This window comes from Vibrio sp. 10N.261.51.C6, assembly GCF_041471785.1.
Taxonomy (GTDB): Bacteria; Pseudomonadota; Gammaproteobacteria; order Enterobacterales; family Vibrionaceae; genus Vibrio; species Vibrio crassostreae_C.
On the sequence record NZ_JBFRPB010000013.1, the window covers coordinates 96,248 to 113,045 of the forward strand.

A 16,798-nucleotide genomic window follows, 5' to 3' on the forward strand; every position below is an offset into this window, starting at 1 on the left:
AACGAGTGTGAAAGGAATGAGATTCCCGACTCAGTCGTTCCTCCTTCTCGGGAATGATGATTGAGAGATAAAAAGTAAGTTATTGCGTTGATTAGAAAGGTGGTCAAACACACGTCAATCAAAACTACCGTCATCTCCTAAAGCGACGAAGGAGCGTAATAGGAGATCTGCTTTTGGGCTGCATCCAATAAAAAAGGTTGATGCTTTCACATCAACCTTATGATTTTCATTCCAGCTTTATCAGCCTAGCTCAGTATCTTTCGGGCGTAACTGAAACTCATCAATAGAGCCAATTTCAACACCTGCTGACAGCTTCTCTTCCTCATTATGAGCATTACCGTGAGCATGCATAATCAGGCGATTTGCCGTGCGTGGTTTTAGCTGGCTAACCACAAAACGCATCATGTCTGAGCGAGTTAACCCCTTAAGGTCTTCCAATACGCGCTCTCTCTGGTTGAACTCAACATCCTTATTGCCTATCGCAACCCATAAGCGCTGAGCTCGCCCTCGCAAAGTCGTATCTGGTGTCGAAATCTGATTCCATAGGCCGCGCTTACTGCTGTGCCATTGATAGTCGTTAAGCTCTAACAGCACCATGTAAAAGGCATTGAGGAACTCATCTATCGAGGCTAACAAGTCAGCAGGGGCGGCATTCGGTGATTGCACATACAACACAATTCCAGGGTGTCGGTTGAGCGGCATATTGCCAGTACCGACCATGTAACCTAGCTGCTGCTTGGTTCGTATCTCATGGAAGAAAGTGGCCGACATCAAATGGTTTGCCAATGAATACAGCGCGATATTTTTAGGTGAAATATCAGGGCATTGGTAATAAACCACAATTGCTGAATCATCTTGGTTACACACCACTTCACGTTGGAAGCTGCCGTTTTCACCGAGCATGATGAGCGGACGCAGTGATTCTTCGTAAGCCTGATCTTGAACACGCAGTGCATCTTTTAGCGTTTCAGCCATCTTGTGTGCATCGGCTTTTTTCCAGTCGCCATACACAAACATCTCAACATGAAGTTCCGCCAAGATTGCTTGAACAAAAGAGGAGAGCTCATCGACCTCTATCGTTTCTAGGGCTTCAATTAACACGGAATAAGGCGGGTTATTTGGTTGAAGTATCCCAGTCATTGCATTAAACAACTGCGAAATAGGGCGATCTTGCGACGCGTTGTTCCAGTTTCTGAGCAATTGATGTTTGATGGTTTCGAAGCGTGTTGGACTAAAGTCGCGTGCTTGGAAACGTTCAAGAATCATATTGAGCAGTTGTGGCTGTTTCTCGCTAAACCCGGACAGAGTGAGCGTTACACCGCCCTGATGGGTGTACATGTTGTAGCCCATTCCGGCGATTTCAGCCTGATACGTATCTTTTTCGAGTGAGTCTAAGAACATTTCTACACACAAGCGTGTTTTAACGATATTTCTTGGGCTAGCAACTGAGTGCGGGCTATCGATAGCGACATACACCACACCTTTAGGAACTCGAAATTGATGGTCTTGCAGGTGCCACAGCTTAAAGCCGTCGAGCTCTTCTAACAGTTGTGGGAACTTAGCGTCACCTTCCAGTTCAGTCGGGTCTAGATCGTAGCAAATAAACGGGTTTTTGCTTGGGAGTTCAAACTGCCAACCGGGGTTAATGCACGTAAAGCATTGAACTTGTTCAGCGCTAAAAGGTGTGACCGAGTAGGGCGTAAAGTACCACTTCGCTTCCCTGTCATACTCGAATCCCTGAGCAACAATGGTTGCCCGCATGTTGTCGACGGTTAAGTAAGGCAGCAAAGCACGCTGTAATTCGTCATCGAAATGCGACATTTTGTAATCGCCATACACCACATCTTGCTCTTGGTAGTGCTGCATGTTGATGACGAGGTGGCTGACGACATCAAGCGGTCTTGCTGGCTCTTGAAAGCGGAAAGCAGACTCTAAAACGGCGCGTTTTTCTAGGTAGCGCCACTCTTCTATGCCTTGTTGTTCGACTAACTTGATGTACTGAAATATCGCTTGGATGATGTTATCGGTTTTGGTTAAACCTTCTATGGTCAATGAGCAACTGACTGTGAAATCACGGTAGTTACTGCCACTCGCGCCACCACCTGCAGAGAGAGATGTTATCCAGCCTTTCTCTTTGAGTTGCATCATCAAACTGCCTTCACCTTCGTAACCTAAAAGGTGGGCAAAGAACGACAAAGGCTTAACGCCGTAGTGTTCGTCCATGCTTGGCATCGGGAAGGTTAAGATCAGTTTGCGCACTTCTTTAATCGGCTCAACGCGGACTTGTACACCCGTACTTAACTCGCCGACAATCGGAACTTCAACCTTTTTGCCTTGTAGGTTGTGATTGGTGATTGAGCTAAAGCGATCCTCAACCCAGCTTTGCATCTCATCTAACGACTGATTGCCAGACAGTGTCAGTGTCATCAAGTCAGCAGAGTATTGTTGCTGGTGGAAAGCCAAGATCTCTTGTCGAATCGTCTCGCCGTTTCTGTCACCCAACGTATCGATATTACCGACAGAAAACTTCGAGAATGGGTGATTGTGATTCACCAGTTCTTTGGTAACTTGGTACAAGCGTCGTGAGTCGTCGTTGAGTTTCATCTTGTATTCGGAGTCAACGGCTTGGCGTTCTTTGTCTAACGCTTCTTCGTTGAAAAGGGGAGCGGTAAAAAATTGGCTGAAGCGATCGAGTGCGGTTTCAAAGGCATTCAATTCAACATCAAAAAAGAAGCAGGTGTGCTCTGTTCCTGTCCAAGCGTTGTTGCTACCGCCATGCTGGCTGATAAAACTTTGGAACTCTCCGACCTTTGGATACTTTTCAGTTCCCAAAAATAGCATATGCTCTAAGTAGTGAGCTAAACCCTCTCGGTCTGTAGGGTCATCAAAATGCCCCACATTGACGGCTAATGCGGCTGCTGCTTTTTGAGCATTTTGATCCTGAACTAACAGTGCACGTAACCCGTTATTTAAGGTTATGTAGCGGTATTGATGTTCATCATTTGGGCTTAAGTGCACAGGAGCATCTCCAGAGAAGGTGGTTTTTAAATTATGTACCCGATGATTCGGCGTGCAAACCTTGTGATCATATTTTGGGATATGAAGTGCTTTTTGGCGATTTCTAAATCACTTTTATCGATTTTTATCAGTAATTTATTTTCTTTTAACAAGATTGTTAAGAAAGTCGAACTCTTTGGCAAGTGACTTGATATAATTATTTATATTGACTGCGGTTTCTCTGGATTGAGAGCCAAACCTAAGTAGCGTTTCGCTGATATATGGGATATATCGACTTTCGACATGTTACGAAGACAGGATTGAACATGAAAATATTCATTATGCGCCACGGTGAAGCAGAACATTTTGCCAACTCGGATGCAGAAAGAGCGTTGAGCAAGCGCGGGAAAATGGCTTCTCTTGCCGTGGCACAAGCTGCAAATGAGCAGGGGATTAGTCAATTCGATAAAGTGCTGGTGAGCCCATATTTAAGGGCACAAGAAACGTGGTTAGAGATCTCTCAGGCGTTTTCTGGAAAGAAAGTAGAAACCTGTGATGATATTACGCCTTATGGAATGTCCGACGATGTGTTTGATTTGACCTTAGCAATGGCTGAAGTAGAAAAACTAGAGACCATTTTATTTGTTTCTCATTTACCTCTAGTTGGCTACCTAACTGCAGAGTTTGCAACAGGCATGGCGCCGCCTATGTTTCCCACTTCGGGCCTAGCGTGTATCGACTTCAACCTTGAGACACAAAAAGGTGAGTTGCTTTGGAACATCAATCCATAAGCTCGTTGAGCTCTGTTTGATGACAAAGTTGCAGACAATTAGAAAGGGCATCTCAATATGATTGGGATGCCCTTTGTTGTTTTTTGGTGAGAGAGAGTTTGTTAACCAGAATTACTTCTCAGGAACCGAAAGCAAGACTAACAGCGCGCCATTGCCGCCAAACTCTAACGGTGCTTGGTGGAAAGCCATCACGTCTGGGTGCTGTGCTAACCACAAAGGCACTTTTTGTTTAAGAATGTGCTTACCGATACCATGTTGCACGCAAGCACAAGCTACGCTCTCTTTAATACAGTGAGCAATCATAGCTCCTAGTTCGCGCTTTGCTTCTTGTTGTGTCATACCATGCATATCTAGGTACACGTCAGGCACGTAAACACCGCGACGCAGTCGCTTGACTTCGTATTTAGAGACATCATCACGCGCATAGCGTGTTGGCCCTTCCTCACTAAGGTGCGGAATGAACTCGTCAGAGAAATAAAACTCGCTATCGCTAGCTTGTCTTGCCGTTCGAGTAATTTCTTTTTGTTTGGCATTTCTTTTTGGCTGCTGGACTATGGTATCCTGTTGCAACTTTTTAACGCCCTTTACTGCATCGTTGAACAGGGCGAAATCGTCATCAAAGTCGGTGTCTTTTTTGCTCATCAGGTTATGAATTCTAATTAGAAACGTAATTAGCAGTATTGTAGCGCTTTTCGGAGACAATTTTGGATAAGATTTTTGTAGAAGAAGCGGTATCAGAACTACACACGCTTCAAGATGTGATTCGTTGGACTGTTAGCCGCTTTAACGCAGCGGGCCTATTTTATGGTCACGGCACTGATAACGCGTGGGATGAGGCAGTACAACTTATCTTACCTACTCTTTATCTGCCGATTGATGTTCCTTCGCATGTGATGAACTCTCGTCTAACGAGCAGCGAACGTCTACGTATTGTTGAGCGCGTAATCAAGCGTATTAATGATCGTACACCAACGGCTTACCTAACCAACAAAGCTTGGTTCTGTGGTCTTGAGTTCTTCGTTGATGAGCGCGTTCTTGTGCCTCGTTCTCCAATTGGTGAGCTGATCGAAGCTCAATTCCAACCTTGGTTAACTGAAGAGCCAACTCGCATCATGGATATGTGTACGGGTAGTGGTTGTATCGCTATTGCTTGTGCTCACGCATTCCCAGACGCTGAAGTAGATGCGATTGATATCTCTACTGACGCATTGCAAGTTGCAGAGCAGAACGTTCAAGATCACGGCATGGATCAGCAAGTGTTCCCAATCCGTTCAGATCTTTTCCGTGATTTGCCAAAAGAGAAATACAACCTGATCGTATCTAACCCACCTTACGTGGACGAAGAAGATATGAACAGCCTGCCAGATGAGTTTACTCACGAGCCAGAACTTGGCCTAGCAGCGGGTACAGACGGTCTGAAATTGGTTCGTCGCATCTTAGCTAATGCACCAGACTACCTAACTGACGACGGTATTCTTATCTGTGAAGTTGGTAACTCAATGGTTCATATGATGGATCAGTACCCAGAGATTCCATTCACTTGGATTGAATTCTCTAACGGTGGTCATGGCGTATTCATGATCACTCGTGAGCAGCTTGTTGCTTGCGCTGATGAGTTCTCTATCTACAAAGACTAGGTTTCAATTATTAGGTTAGTGCCCCTATCTTAGGGCTGTAAGCTTAGAACCTGACATCTAGTAAGACGTTCGATTTGAAACGTTTTTATTTAAACGCCATGCAGCAATGCATGGCGTTTTTTATTGCCTAGATTAAAGATGTTTGCATTTATATCGAAGACGTTAAGCGCAATATTTAGTTGATTAATATGAGGGCTTATTACATATTGGTGTTTAATATTTAGTCGTTTTAGTGAGTTAAGGAGGATTCACGATGAGCTTTGATACATGGATTTATTATTTATTAGCGGTGCTAATTTTAACGGCATCACCAGGCCCAAGTTCTTTATTGTGCATGACCAAAGGTGTGCAATCTGGCTTTAAATTATCGATATTTACTGCCTTGGGGAGCTTAACTGCGATTACTGGTATTTTAACTTTATCGTTTACCGGGCTAGGGGTAATTATTGCTTCGTCTGAAGTGGTATTTAATGTCATAAAATGGACTGGTGCAGCTTATCTGATCTTCCTCGGTTGGAAGTCTCTGCGCTCTAGCCAACAAGATTATGACAAGTTATCGGATCAACAAGGCGGTGCTCAATCTGTCAAAGAAAGCGCTGCGCAGCATTACTTAAGTGGCTTTATTGTTGGCGCGAGTAACCCCAAAGCTATCTTGTTTTTTACTGCACTTTTCCCACAGTTTATTGATCCCTCAATTGCGCTATTACCACAGTTTACCGTGTTTGCTTTTACCTTCGCAGTGATGGAATTGTCTTGGTTATTGGTGTATGCCTACTTGGGGGCGAAGTCGTCAAATTGGTTGTTTGCGAAAGGTCGAGCCAAGGTCTTTAATCGTGTCACTGGAGGTGTCTTTATTGGGGCTGGCGCACTGCTTTCGACGACCAGTCGAGCATAACTTTCTGTTTTATCAGAGAGGTGAATGATTACAGAATATTCTTGATGCTGTCATAAAAGGTTAATATTAATGCGCTTGCTGCTTTTGGCGAAAAGCCGATATATTGTAGTTACACCATCACGTTCTCAAGGAGAGACATATGCAGCATCAAGAAATGATTCAACACAGTAACTTTGGCGTAATCAGTCGTACTTGGATTTTCTCTACCCTTTCTCTAGTGGGTATTCTTGCTCTAATGTAGTCAGCTTCATGGCTCTATAGTTTTAGTTTTTATTATGAAATCACTTGTTAAAAAGTCTTCAAAGTCAGAACTCTTTCTCTTATAAATGTGGCTTTTCTCATCAGGCTAGCCACTTAACTTTTTCTTAGTCATCTTCTTCTAGCAAGCATTCCCCAGTAATTTACTCCTAGTCACCACTTTCTTCCTGTGGAATGGTTTATCACCTTACCTCTATAAACAAGCGCCATCGCACTTCTGAAGTTGTTACGAAACTGTGATAATCTTAAGTTATCTTTTATCTACAGTGTATCTCTCATGTCTGTCTGGGATTCTATTTCATTTAACAATCGATTTACTGCATTACCTCGACTGTTCTATACCCCAATTCAACCTACACCGCTCAGCAATGTCCAATGGCTCGCATGGAACCATAAGCTTGCGGATGAACTCGGTTTTTTGTCATTTGATGATGCTTCCGAGGAATTGCTTGAAACGTTATCTGGCAATGTTGAACCTGAGCAGTTTTCGCCTGTAGCAATGAAATACGCAGGCCACCAGTTTGGTTCTTATAACCCGGATTTAGGTGATGGAAGAGGGCTGTTATTAGCTCAAATTGTCGCGAAAAGTGGCGAAACGTTCGATTTACACCTTAAAGGTGCCGGTAAAACGCCCTATTCACGTATGGGCGATGGACGCGCTGTTATTCGATCAACCGTTCGTGAGTACTTATGTAGCGAAGCGATGGCAGGGCTCAATATCCCAACCACTCGCGCGTTGGCTATGATGACCAGCGACACACCGGTATATCGAGAGAAGCAAGAGTGGGGCGCATTGTTGGTGCGTGCTGCCGAATCACACATCCGTTTCGGTCACTTTGAACATCTGTTTTATACCAATCAGTTGGCTGAGCATAAGTTGCTGGCCGATAAAGTCATTGAATGGCACTTCCCTGAGTGTCTCGATGAAGAGAAACCCTACGCTGCTATGTTTAATCAGATTGTTGACCGTACCGCGGAGATGATTGCGTTGTGGCAAGCGAATGGTTTTGCTCATGGCGTGATGAACACCGATAACATGTCGATCATCGGGCAAACTTTCGATTATGGTCCGTTTGCGTTTCTTGATGAATATGACCCAAGATTGATCTGTAATCACTCGGATTACCAAGGTCGTTATGCTTTTAACCAGCAGCCAAGAATAGGGCTTTGGAACCTGTCGGCACTGGCTCACTCACTTTCTCCGCTGGTGGATAAGGCCGACTTAGAGGCGGCTTTAGAGCAGTACGAACCGCAAATGAACGGTTACTTTAGTCAGATGATGCGTCGTAAGTTGGGGCTACTTTCGAAACAAGAAGGCGACAGTCGTTTGTTTGAATCTATGTTCGAGCTGATGTCGCAAAACAAAGTCGACTACCCAAGGTTCTTTAGAACGCTATCGAACCTAGACACCTTGTCGCCACAAGAAGTGATTGATCTGATAATTGATCGAGAGGCAGCAAAACTGTGGGTAGATAACTACTTACAACGCTGCGAATTGGAAGATAGCTCAGTGGTCGAGCGCTGCGAAAATATGAGACAGGTAAACCCGAAATACATCCTCAGAAACTACCTAGCTCAGCTAGCGATAGACAAAGCAGAGCGCGGTGATAGCAGCGATATTGACGCTTTGATGGTGGTACTGGCAGACCCTTATGCGGAACACCCGGATTATGAATACCTTGCGGCTCTACCTCCTGAGTGGGGTAAAGCCATGGAGATCAGCTGCTCTTCATAACCAACCAATAGCGGATTAAGCCCTAAAGATTCAGATAGAGGTCACTAAGTTGTGATCTTTATCTGTTTGTTCTTCTAACTTTACAAACATGTCAATAATCAAACAATCGGCCAGCCTATACACTATGTGAATAAGTTGTAAATTTAATAGGTTTGGGCGATGCCAACAAATACTCGAATTCTCGTGGTGGATGATGATCAAGAAATCCGCGAGCTGCTGGAAGAGTACCTCACAAAATCTGGTTTCGATGTTTCTTCTGTGGGAGATGGTGTTGAACTAGAAGCTCATCTGCAAAACCAAGGTTATCCAGATCTGATTCTGCTTGATGTGATGCTACCCGGTGACGATGGTTTTACCTTGTGTCAACGCGTCCGTAAGCAATCGAATGTGCCTATCATCATGCTGACTGCCGTATCGGATGAAACCGACCAAATTATCGGCTTAGAAATTGGTGCTGATGATTACATTGCCAAGCCGTTTAGCCCTCGTCAGCTAATGGCGCGTATCAAAGCGTTGTTGCGCCGCGTTCAAGTGGTGGATGACAAGACAAGTGATGCATTGCCAAAACAGATTGTTTTTGGTGATTGGACGCTTGATACGTTAGCGCATCGAATTTCCCACAATGAAAACTCAGAAGAGATGGATTTGTCGGGCAGTGATTTTTCTCTGTTGATGTTGTTCTTAACCCGCCCTAACGAAGTTCTCGACCGTGACACTATCTCATTCGCTACCAGAGGCCGCGAAGCGTTGCCTTTTGAACGTGGCATTGATGTGCAGCTTAGTCGTCTGAGAAGCCGATTGGGCGACAGTGGTAAATATCCTCACTACATCAAAACCATGCGCGGTAATGGCTATATCCTCGCTGTGCCTGTTCAGTATGAACACTGATAATCAAGTGATGTTAATGAGCACCTCGGCAATGAAGTATTTCCTATGAACGGGTTGAGTCGGTTAAAGCCAAACTCTTTGGTTGCCAGAACATTGTTACTGACCTTGTTAGCTGTGGTGATAGCTCAAGGTATCGCAACGTCTATTTGGTATAGCGAATCCAAACACAAAGAACTGGAGGGGATTCGTTCTGCCTCTTCAAGCATGGCCAATATGTTTGCCTCGACGGTGACTTTCTTCCAGTCTCTGCCCGTTAAATATCGCCATATCGTGTTGGATCAAATCCGCAATATGGGCGGTACGCGCTTCTTCGTTTCTTTCAATAAAGAGGCGTTGATTGTCGAACCGATCCCTGATACCCGTTTAAAAACCGCCTCGATTGAAGCGATAGAAAGTGTTTTGAGTAGCAAGCTCAATAAAGTCGAATCAGTGCGGGTTGATTTCTCTCGCCCTGAACATCTTCGTTTGCTTAAAAATGACATCTACTTGAGCGATCTCCCACGATCGTGGGCACATCATACTTTAACCTTAGAACCTCTTAACCCTCCTATTCTGGTTGTTCAGATAGAATTAGCCAGTCATGAATGGGTGTATATCGCCGCGTTGTTGCCTGCGCCTTACGTCAAACTCGACGATACGATTCTCGGCAGAGAACAGGTGATCTTCTTAGTTTCCTCGACCCTCATTCTTTTGGTTTTGACTTACTTGATGATTCGTCGGCAAGTACGCCCTCTTAAAAAATTAGCAAGAGCGGCCAATGAGATGAGTATGGATATTCAGCAGCCGCCACTTAACGAAGAGGGGGCTACTGAGCTGGTGACGGCGACCCGAGCGTTTAATCGAATGCAGCAACGGATTCGTCGCTATGTTGCCGACCGTGAGCACCTTTTCTCTGCAATCTCACATGATTTAAAGACACCAATAACACGGCTTAGATTGCGTGCAGAGTTGTTGGAGAGTGAAGTAAAGAAAGACAAATTCAACAAAGATCTCGATGAGCTTGAGATGATGGTTAAAGGTGCTTTGCAAGCGGTAAGAGACACCGATCTACACGAGAATAATGCCATTATTGACCTCAACGAAATGGTACTTGCAGTGATTGAATCTCATAACCAGTATCAGACAAAGGTTGAGTTCGAGCCGGTCGTCATTGAGCCATTGGTCGCTAAACCACTGGCGATAAAGCGTGTACTCACCAACTTAATCGACAACGCGGTTAAGTATGGTTCCTCAGCAGTTGTTGAAATCAGCGGTGATGATCTTTGGGTGGTCGTGACCATTCAAGACCGTGGTCTCGGTATTCCAGAAGACAAGCTAGAGTTAGTTTTTGAACCTTACTTCAGGCTCGCCACTGACGACCAAGGACACGGTTTAGGGCTTGGAATCTGTCGAAACATCCTACACGGACACGGCGGAGATCTCATTATTCGTAACTCCCCTCAAGGCGGCTTAGAAGCTAAAGTCTATATTCCACGCGGCCTAGAAGTTTAATGTAACAATTGTGTTACATTGAGCTTACCTTTTGTTTCAATCTTACAAATCAGAATAAGTAGACTCTGTATTGAACCGGACGTCGAGTCCGCTAAAACATGGAAGATAATAATGAAAATCAATAAAACCCTACTTACTCTATCTCTTCTTGCTGCCTCAACATTTTCTCAAGCTGGTGAAGTGGAAGTGCTTCACTGGTGGACTGCCGGTGGCGAAGCGAAATCCGCAGCGGTACTGAAAGAGATGATTGAAGATCAAGGCCATACTTGGAAAGATTTTGCTGTTGCTGGTGGCGGCGGTGAAAGTGCGATGACTGTTTTGAAAACTCGAGCAGTATCGGGCAATCCTCCATCTGCGGCACAGATTAAAGGTCATGATATTCAAGAGTGGGGTGGTTTAGGTTTTCTAACGTCTCTCGATGCGACTGCTAAACAAGAACAATGGGATGAGTTACTGCCAGAGGTGGTAACCAAAGTCATGAAGTGGGACGGCGAATATGTGGCGGTTCCTGTCAACGTTCACCGTGTTAACTGGCTATGGGCGAACCCTGTTGTTTTAGAAAAATCAGGCGTGACGGTTCCAACTACGTTAGATGAGTTCTTCGTTGCTGCAGACAAGATTAAAGCGGCTGGCTTCATTCCACTGGCTCAAGGTGGTCAACCTTGGCAAGACGCAACCGTATTCGAAGCGGTGGCTCTCGATGTACTAGGCAGTGAAGATTACAACAAAGCGTTCGTTGATCTTGATATGGACGTATTATCGGGCGACAAGATGGTGGAAGTGTTCACCAAGTTCAAAAAGATGCGTGACTACATCGACAGCAACTCGCCAGGTCGTGATTGGAACGTCGCAACTTCAATGGTTATCAATGGCGAAGCCGCGATGCAAATCATGGGTGACTGGGCGAAAGGTGAGTTTACTGCGGCAGGTAAAGTGCCGGGTAAAGATTACATCTGTGCCCCAGCACCGGGCACTGATGGCCAATTCACTTTCAACATCGATAGCTTTGCGTTCTTTGAGCTGAGTGACAAAGAGAACCAAAAAGCGCAGCAAGACCTAGCGAAAACCATTCTTACCAAAGATTTCCAAGAAGTCTTCAACCTTAACAAGGGTTCTATCCCTGTACGTCTAGATATGGACATGTCTAAGTTCGACCAATGTGCGTTGGATTCAATGGCAACCTTCAAAGCGAGTGCGAAATCTGGCGATCTTGTTCCGAGTATGGCTCACGGCCTAGCGACAACAAGCTACGCTCAAGGCGCGATTTACGACGTGGTAACCAACTTCTTCAACGAAAAAGATGCCGATCCAAAACAAGCGGCGGCTAAGTTAGCGAAAGCTGTGAAAGCGGCTATCTAATATAACTTGATAAGCGACACACAACGCACGTGAGTGACGGGTTGTGTTGCTTTACCAAACCCCCAGGGTGGGTAGGCTCGTAGGGAGCCTATCTACTCTTCACTCCCAATTCTGATATGCGTGATGCTGATGTGGTGCCGAAAGGTAAGCCATTGGCTCGATTGTGCAACAAGGATAAGTTATGGAGCATGTTTTGACTGAGTCGACTCCAAAACCCACAAGGAGCCAGCCTGCGCCCAAGCCTAGCTTTGCTGACAGGTTGCAACATTGGTTACCCAAGATTGTACTGGCGCCGACCGCGTTAGTGACCGTGGTGTGTATCTACGGCTATATATTCTGGACGGCGGCGCTGTCGTTTACGAATTCTCGATTTTTACCGAGCTTCAACTTTGTTGGTTTAGCTCAATATGAAAAGCTGATGGACAACGATCGCTGGATCACCTCAATCACCAACCTCGGTGTGTTTGGTTTTCTGTTCATGGCGATTGCTATCTTGTTGGGTGTGGGTTTGGCGGTATTGCTTGACCAGAACATCCGTCAAGAAGGCGCGATTCGTACCATTTATTTATACCCAATGGCCTTGTCATTCATCGTGACGGGTACCGCTTGGAAATGGATTCTCAATCCGGGTCTTGGCATTGAAAAACTGATGCAAGATTGGGGCTTTACCGACTTCAAATTCGATTGGTTAGTCGACTCTGAAATGTCGGTCTATACCTTGGTTATCGCAGCACTTTGGCAGTCGTCAGGCTTCGTGATGGCGATGTTCTTAGCCGGCCTTCGTGGCATTGATTCTTCAATCATCAAAGCCGCTCAAATTGATGGGGCAAGCTTACCCACTATTTATCTGAAAATCATTCTACCTTGCTTGCGCCCTGTGGTTTTCAGCGCGGTGATCATCACCTCACACATTGCGATTAAGAGTTTCGACCTTGTGACCGCGATGACAGCGGGTGGCCCAGGTTATTCATCGGATCTTCCTGCGCTGTTTATGTACGCACACTCCTTTACTCGTGGACAAATTGGCCTTGGTGCTGCCAGTGCCATGATGATGCTTGCCGGTATCTTAGCGATTCTCGTGCCTTATCTTTACTCTGAACTTAGGGAGAAAAAGTCATGATGAATAACATCAATTTTGCTCGAATCTTTATTTATTCGGCACTGCTTTTCTTCTGCTTGGTGTATTTAATGCCATTGTTCGTCATGGCGCTGACCTCATTCAAAACTCTGCCAGACATCAAGGCAGGTAACTTGATGAGCTTACCGAAAGAGTGGGTGTTTGATGCTTGGTATAAAGCGTGGGACACCGCTTGTACGGGCGTGAAATGTGAAGGCATCAAAGGCTACTTCTGGAACTCGTTCCAAATGGTGATTCCTGCGGTAGCGATTTCAACATTACTCGGTGCATTCAATGGTTATGTCGTGACGAAATGGCAATTTAGAGGTTCAAACCTGTTCTTTAGCTTGTTGTTGTTTGGCTGCTTTATTCCATTCCAAGTGGTGTTGCTTCCAATGGCAACCATGTTAGGAAAAATGGGTTTGGCAAACACAACCATCGGCTTGGTGATTGTGCACGTTATCTACGGCATGGCGTTTACTACTCTGTTTTTCCGTAACTTCTACATCTCGATTCCTGATGAATTGATCAAAGCGGCAAAATTGGATGGCGCAGGCTTCTTTACCATTTTCTTTAAGATCTTATTACCGATCTCAACGCCAATCATCATGGTGACGGTGATCTGGCAGTTCACCGCAATCTGGAATGATTTCTTGTTCGGGGTGGTGTATTCGGGCTTAGAAACTCAGCCAATTACCGTGGCATTAAACAACCTAGTCAACACTAGCACAGGCGTTAAGGAATATAACGTCGATATGGCTGCCGCGATCATCGCCGCCTTGCCAACGCTGTTGGTGTACGTCTTCGCAGGAAAATATTTTGTTCGTGGCCTAACGGCAGGATCAGTAAAAGGATAATTACCATGGCAACATTAGATTTAAAACAGATCCGTAAAACCTATCGCAACGCGGACAACGAAACGTTAAAGGGCATCGACATTAGTATCGATTCGGGGGAATTTTTGATACTTGTCGGCCCTTCGGGGTGTGGAAAATCCACCCTAATGAACACCATTGCTGGGCTAGAAAATATTAGCTCGGGTGAAATCGTGATTGATGGTGTCGATGTGGCGGAGGTTGAACCTAAAGATCGCGATATTGCGATGGTATTCCAGTCGTACGCGCTTTACCCAAACATGACGGTACGTGGCAATATTGCTTTCGGTTTGAAGATTCGTAAGATGCCGCAACAAGAGATCGATGCTGAGGTTAATCGAGTGGCTGAAATGCTGCAAATCGAACAGTTGCTTGATCGTAAACCGTCGCAGCTTTCTGGGGGCCAGCGTCAACGTGTCGCGATGGGACGTGCTCTAGCGCGTCGTCCTAAGCTGTATCTGTTTGATGAGCCGCTTTCTAATTTGGATGCCAAGCTGCGTGTCGAGATGCGACACCAGATCAAACGTCTGCACCAAAAGCTGAACACCACCATTGTCTACGTGACCCATGACCAAATCGAGGCGATGACCTTGGCTGACCGTATTGCGGTGATGAAAGATGGTGAACTGCAGCAACTCGGTACGCCGCAAGAGATCTACACCAAGCCAAATAACATGTTCGTGGCGGGCTTTATGGGTTCACCATCTATGAACTTCATTAAGACCATGGTGGATTTGGATGATGATCAGAATCCGATCATCAAAGTAACGGGTACGTCTGAGCAAGAGCACCACATTCGATTACCACAAAGCATGCGTGAGCAAGATGGCAAAGAAGTGGTGATTGGCCTGCGCCCTGAACATATTACCGAGCAGGAAAGTGAAGATGTGTCGGCAACGACCAAGCTAGACTTGCAGTTAGAAGTGCTAGAACCAACAGGGCCAGATACGATTGCGATGGTGAAAGTGAACGACCAAGAAGTGGCATGTCGCTTGTCGCCAGAATTTGAAGTGTCAGTTGGGCAAATGGCGCCGCTGCATTTTGACTTATCAAAGGCGGTATTCTTTGATGCTCAGACTGAAGCGAGAATTGATTTTTAGTTTTTGAGACAGTAGCTCAATGAGAGTCTAAGCTTAAGCAAAGGCAGTATCACTAATTACTAATAAGTAACGTGATGCTGTCTTTTTTGTGTTTTAGCCTGTTTTATTTCCTCACGAAAACAGAGGGATAAACGAGATAAATGGATTAACTGCAATAATATCGCTAATTAGCCTCCGTTAGCTCTATAAAGCTGACCGAGAACAGCGTAGGATCGCGCTACTTTAGACCAAATACTAGGTTGCACATTAGTGCATAGACAGAATAAAACATGAAACTAACAGCAAAACCCTCAGCTAGTAACGCTTTACTTATTTCTATTACGACACCGGACTTCAAAGGTGACGAAGCAAAAGAGTCTCTTGCCGAACTTGCTCGCTTAGTAACAACCCTAGGGTTTAAAGTGGTCGGTACACAATCACAGCACCACAGTTCAACACAACGACAAAACGTGTTGGGCGCAGGTAAGCTTGCAGAAATTGCACACTTAACCGGTTACCAAGGTTCGATTGAAGAAGCCGAAGATGAAGATTTTATCGATGAGTCTTTTGATTTTCGTGCTGGTATCGATGAGTTAGATTTTGATGATCTTCCATCTGAAGACGTGGAGTTTGGTACTGCTGACGTAGTGGTATTCGACTGTGATTTGAGCCCATCTCAACTGCGTAATGTAGAAGCTCACTTGGGTGTCGAGGTGTTTGACCGTACTGGTATCATCATCGAGATCTTTAGCCGCCATGCTCGTACTCGTACCGCACGTCTGCAAGTTGAAATCGCTCGCCTAAACTACTTAGTGCCTCGACTGCGTGAAACAGCCGACGGTGATAAAGAGCGTCAAATGGGTCAGGGTGCTGGTGAAACTTCATTAGAGCTAGACCGCCGTAAAGTACGTGACCAAATTGCTGCGCTTAAACGTGAGCTGGTTAGCGTACAGGACGAAATGAAGAACCGACGCACTCAGCGTTCGGAGCTTTTCACTGTTGCTCTGGTTGGCTACACCAACGCGGGTAAATCTTCGATGATGCGCGCTATGACCGCAACCGAAGTGAGCGGTGAAGATAAGCTATTCGCGACCTTAGATACCACGGTTCGTGCACTTCAGCCGATCACTCAGCCGCGTATCTTAGTGTCAGATACGGTGGGTTTCATCAAGAAACTGCCACACGATCTGGTTGCTTCATTCCACTCAACACTAGCAGAAGCGCATGATGCTTCATTACTGCTTTATGTGGTTGATGCTTCTGATGTTTCATTCCGCGCACAGCTTGATGTGGTACACGAAGTATTAGCGCAAGTGGGCGTTGAAGGCAGCGAAAAACTATTGGTACTGAACAAGTGCGATAGATTGAGCGAAGAAGAACAGTTAGAGCTGATTGAAGAATTCCCAGATGCAATGCTGACCTCGACTCGTGACCCGCTCGATATCACCAAACTACACAAGTACATTGTGGATGTGGCTGAACAAGGCATGATCGAAGAAGAGATCACGATTCCTTATTCTGGACAAGGCATTATCGGTGAGATTCGCTCAAACATGAGTGTGGTGAAGGAAGAATACGACTACGAATGCATCAAGCTTACTGTACGCTCAAGTGCAATTGATTTAGCGCGCTTGAAAAAGCGTATGCAGAAGTCTTGATCGTCTATCTAGTTTAGA

Annotated in this window: 13 protein-coding genes; 11 read left to right on the top strand and 2 right to left on the bottom strand. The window is 45.4% G+C overall.

Features of this window, described 5'->3' with window-relative positions; translation table 11 throughout:
• Positions 1–240: 240 nt before the first annotated feature.
• A complete protein-coding gene (locus tag AB4375_RS03720; protein WP_372051040.1) occupies positions 241–3,018 on the bottom strand; it encodes an insulinase family protein in 2,778 nt (925 codons plus the stop codon).
• A gap of 305 nt (positions 3,019–3,323) precedes the next feature.
• Here AB4375_RS03720 and sixA point away from each other — a divergent pair, with 305 nt between their 5' ends.
• Positions 3,324–3,788: a phosphohistidine phosphatase SixA gene (sixA, locus tag AB4375_RS03725; protein ID WP_017068964.1), complete on the top strand. Its 465-nt coding sequence runs from the start codon at positions 3,324–3,326 to the stop codon at positions 3,786–3,788.
• A 111-nt stretch (positions 3,789–3,899) separates the two neighbouring features.
• On the opposite strand, the gene smrB is transcribed toward sixA, so the two are convergent.
• Positions 3,900–4,430 carry an endonuclease SmrB gene (gene smrB, locus AB4375_RS03730; RefSeq protein ID WP_017068963.1) on the bottom strand — a complete coding sequence of 177 codons (531 nt, stop codon included), beginning with the start codon at positions 4,428–4,430 and terminating at the stop codon, positions 3,900–3,902.
• Between the two features lie 62 nt (positions 4,431–4,492).
• Here smrB and prmB point away from each other — a divergent pair, with 62 nt between their 5' ends.
• The 10 genes from prmB (at position 4,493) to hflX (ending at position 16,780) form a co-directional block, all read left to right on the top strand.
• Positions 4,493–5,425 (top strand): 50S ribosomal protein L3 N(5)-glutamine methyltransferase, encoded by a 933-nt coding sequence (gene prmB, locus AB4375_RS03735; protein WP_372051041.1) that lies wholly within the window; start codon positions 4,493–4,495, stop codon positions 5,423–5,425.
• Between the two features lie 253 nt (positions 5,426–5,678).
• Complete coding sequence (locus AB4375_RS03740) at positions 5,679–6,320, top strand: LysE family translocator (RefSeq protein ID WP_017060639.1); 642 nt, start codon at positions 5,679–5,681, stop codon at positions 6,318–6,320.
• A gap of 535 nt (positions 6,321–6,855) precedes the next feature.
• The gene (locus tag AB4375_RS03745; protein ID WP_065583674.1) at positions 6,856–8,313 is read left to right on the top strand and encodes a protein adenylyltransferase SelO; all 1,458 of its coding nucleotides are present in this window, start codon (positions 6,856–6,858) and stop codon (positions 8,311–8,313) included.
• 159 nt (positions 8,314–8,472) lie between these two features.
• Positions 8,473–9,201, top strand: coding sequence for a response regulator (locus AB4375_RS03750; protein WP_017060637.1), 729 nt, complete (start codon positions 8,473–8,475; stop codon positions 9,199–9,201).
• A gap of 45 nt (positions 9,202–9,246) precedes the next feature.
• The gene (locus tag AB4375_RS03755) at positions 9,247–10,692 is read left to right on the top strand and encodes an ATP-binding protein (RefSeq protein WP_017068960.1); all 1,446 of its coding nucleotides are present in this window, start codon (positions 9,247–9,249) and stop codon (positions 10,690–10,692) included.
• Positions 10,693–10,803: 111 nt separating this feature from the next.
• On the top strand, positions 10,804–12,051 hold the full coding sequence (locus AB4375_RS03760; protein ID WP_372051042.1) for an ABC transporter substrate-binding protein: 1,248 nt from the start codon (positions 10,804–10,806) through the stop codon (positions 12,049–12,051).
• A gap of 181 nt (positions 12,052–12,232) precedes the next feature.
• Entirely contained in the window at positions 12,233–13,171 is a 939-nt protein-coding gene (locus tag AB4375_RS03765; RefSeq protein ID WP_017060634.1) for a carbohydrate ABC transporter permease, read from the top strand.
• The gene (locus AB4375_RS03770) at positions 13,168–14,025 is read left to right on the top strand and encodes a carbohydrate ABC transporter permease (RefSeq protein WP_372051043.1); all 858 of its coding nucleotides are present in this window, start codon (positions 13,168–13,170) and stop codon (positions 14,023–14,025) included. Before AB4375_RS03765 ends, AB4375_RS03770 begins: the two co-directional genes overlap by 4 nt.
• 5 nt (positions 14,026–14,030) lie before the next feature.
• Complete coding sequence (locus AB4375_RS03775; protein ID WP_372051044.1) at positions 14,031–15,143, top strand: ABC transporter ATP-binding protein; 1,113 nt, start codon at positions 14,031–14,033, stop codon at positions 15,141–15,143.
• Positions 15,144–15,412: 269 nt separating this feature from the next.
• Positions 15,413–16,780, top strand: a complete 1,368-nt coding sequence (gene hflX / locus AB4375_RS03780) for a GTPase HflX (protein WP_372051045.1) — start codon at positions 15,413–15,415, stop codon at positions 16,778–16,780.
• Positions 16,781–16,798 lie beyond the last annotated feature (18 nt).

Bases quoted from the DNA above. Each gene is read 5' to 3' on its own strand.
- AB4375_RS03745 (WP_065583674.1), top strand. From the start codon at position 6,856: ATGTCTGTCTGGGATTCTATTTCATTTAACAATCGATTTACTGCATTA.
- AB4375_RS03765 (WP_017060634.1), top strand. From the start codon at position 12,233: ATGGAGCATGTTTTGACTGAGTCGACTCCAAAACCCACAAGGAGCCAG.
- AB4375_RS03775 (WP_372051044.1), top strand. From the start codon at position 14,031: ATGGCAACATTAGATTTAAAACAGATCCGTAAAACCTATCGCAACGCG.
- AB4375_RS03770 (WP_372051043.1), top strand. From the start codon at position 13,168: ATGATGAATAACATCAATTTTGCTCGAATCTTTATTTATTCGGCACTG.
- AB4375_RS03760 (WP_372051042.1), top strand. From the start codon at position 10,804: ATGAAAATCAATAAAACCCTACTTACTCTATCTCTTCTTGCTGCCTCA.
- sixA (WP_017068964.1), top strand. From the start codon at position 3,324: ATGAAAATATTCATTATGCGCCACGGTGAAGCAGAACATTTTGCCAAC.
- AB4375_RS03755 (WP_017068960.1), top strand. From the start codon at position 9,247: ATGAACGGGTTGAGTCGGTTAAAGCCAAACTCTTTGGTTGCCAGAACA.
- smrB (WP_017068963.1), bottom strand. From the start codon at position 4,430: ATGAGCAAAAAAGACACCGACTTTGATGACGATTTCGCCCTGTTCAAC.
- AB4375_RS03740 (WP_017060639.1), top strand. From the start codon at position 5,679: ATGAGCTTTGATACATGGATTTATTATTTATTAGCGGTGCTAATTTTA.
- hflX (WP_372051045.1), top strand. From the start codon at position 15,413: ATGAAACTAACAGCAAAACCCTCAGCTAGTAACGCTTTACTTATTTCT.
- AB4375_RS03750 (WP_017060637.1), top strand. From the start codon at position 8,473: ATGCCAACAAATACTCGAATTCTCGTGGTGGATGATGATCAAGAAATC.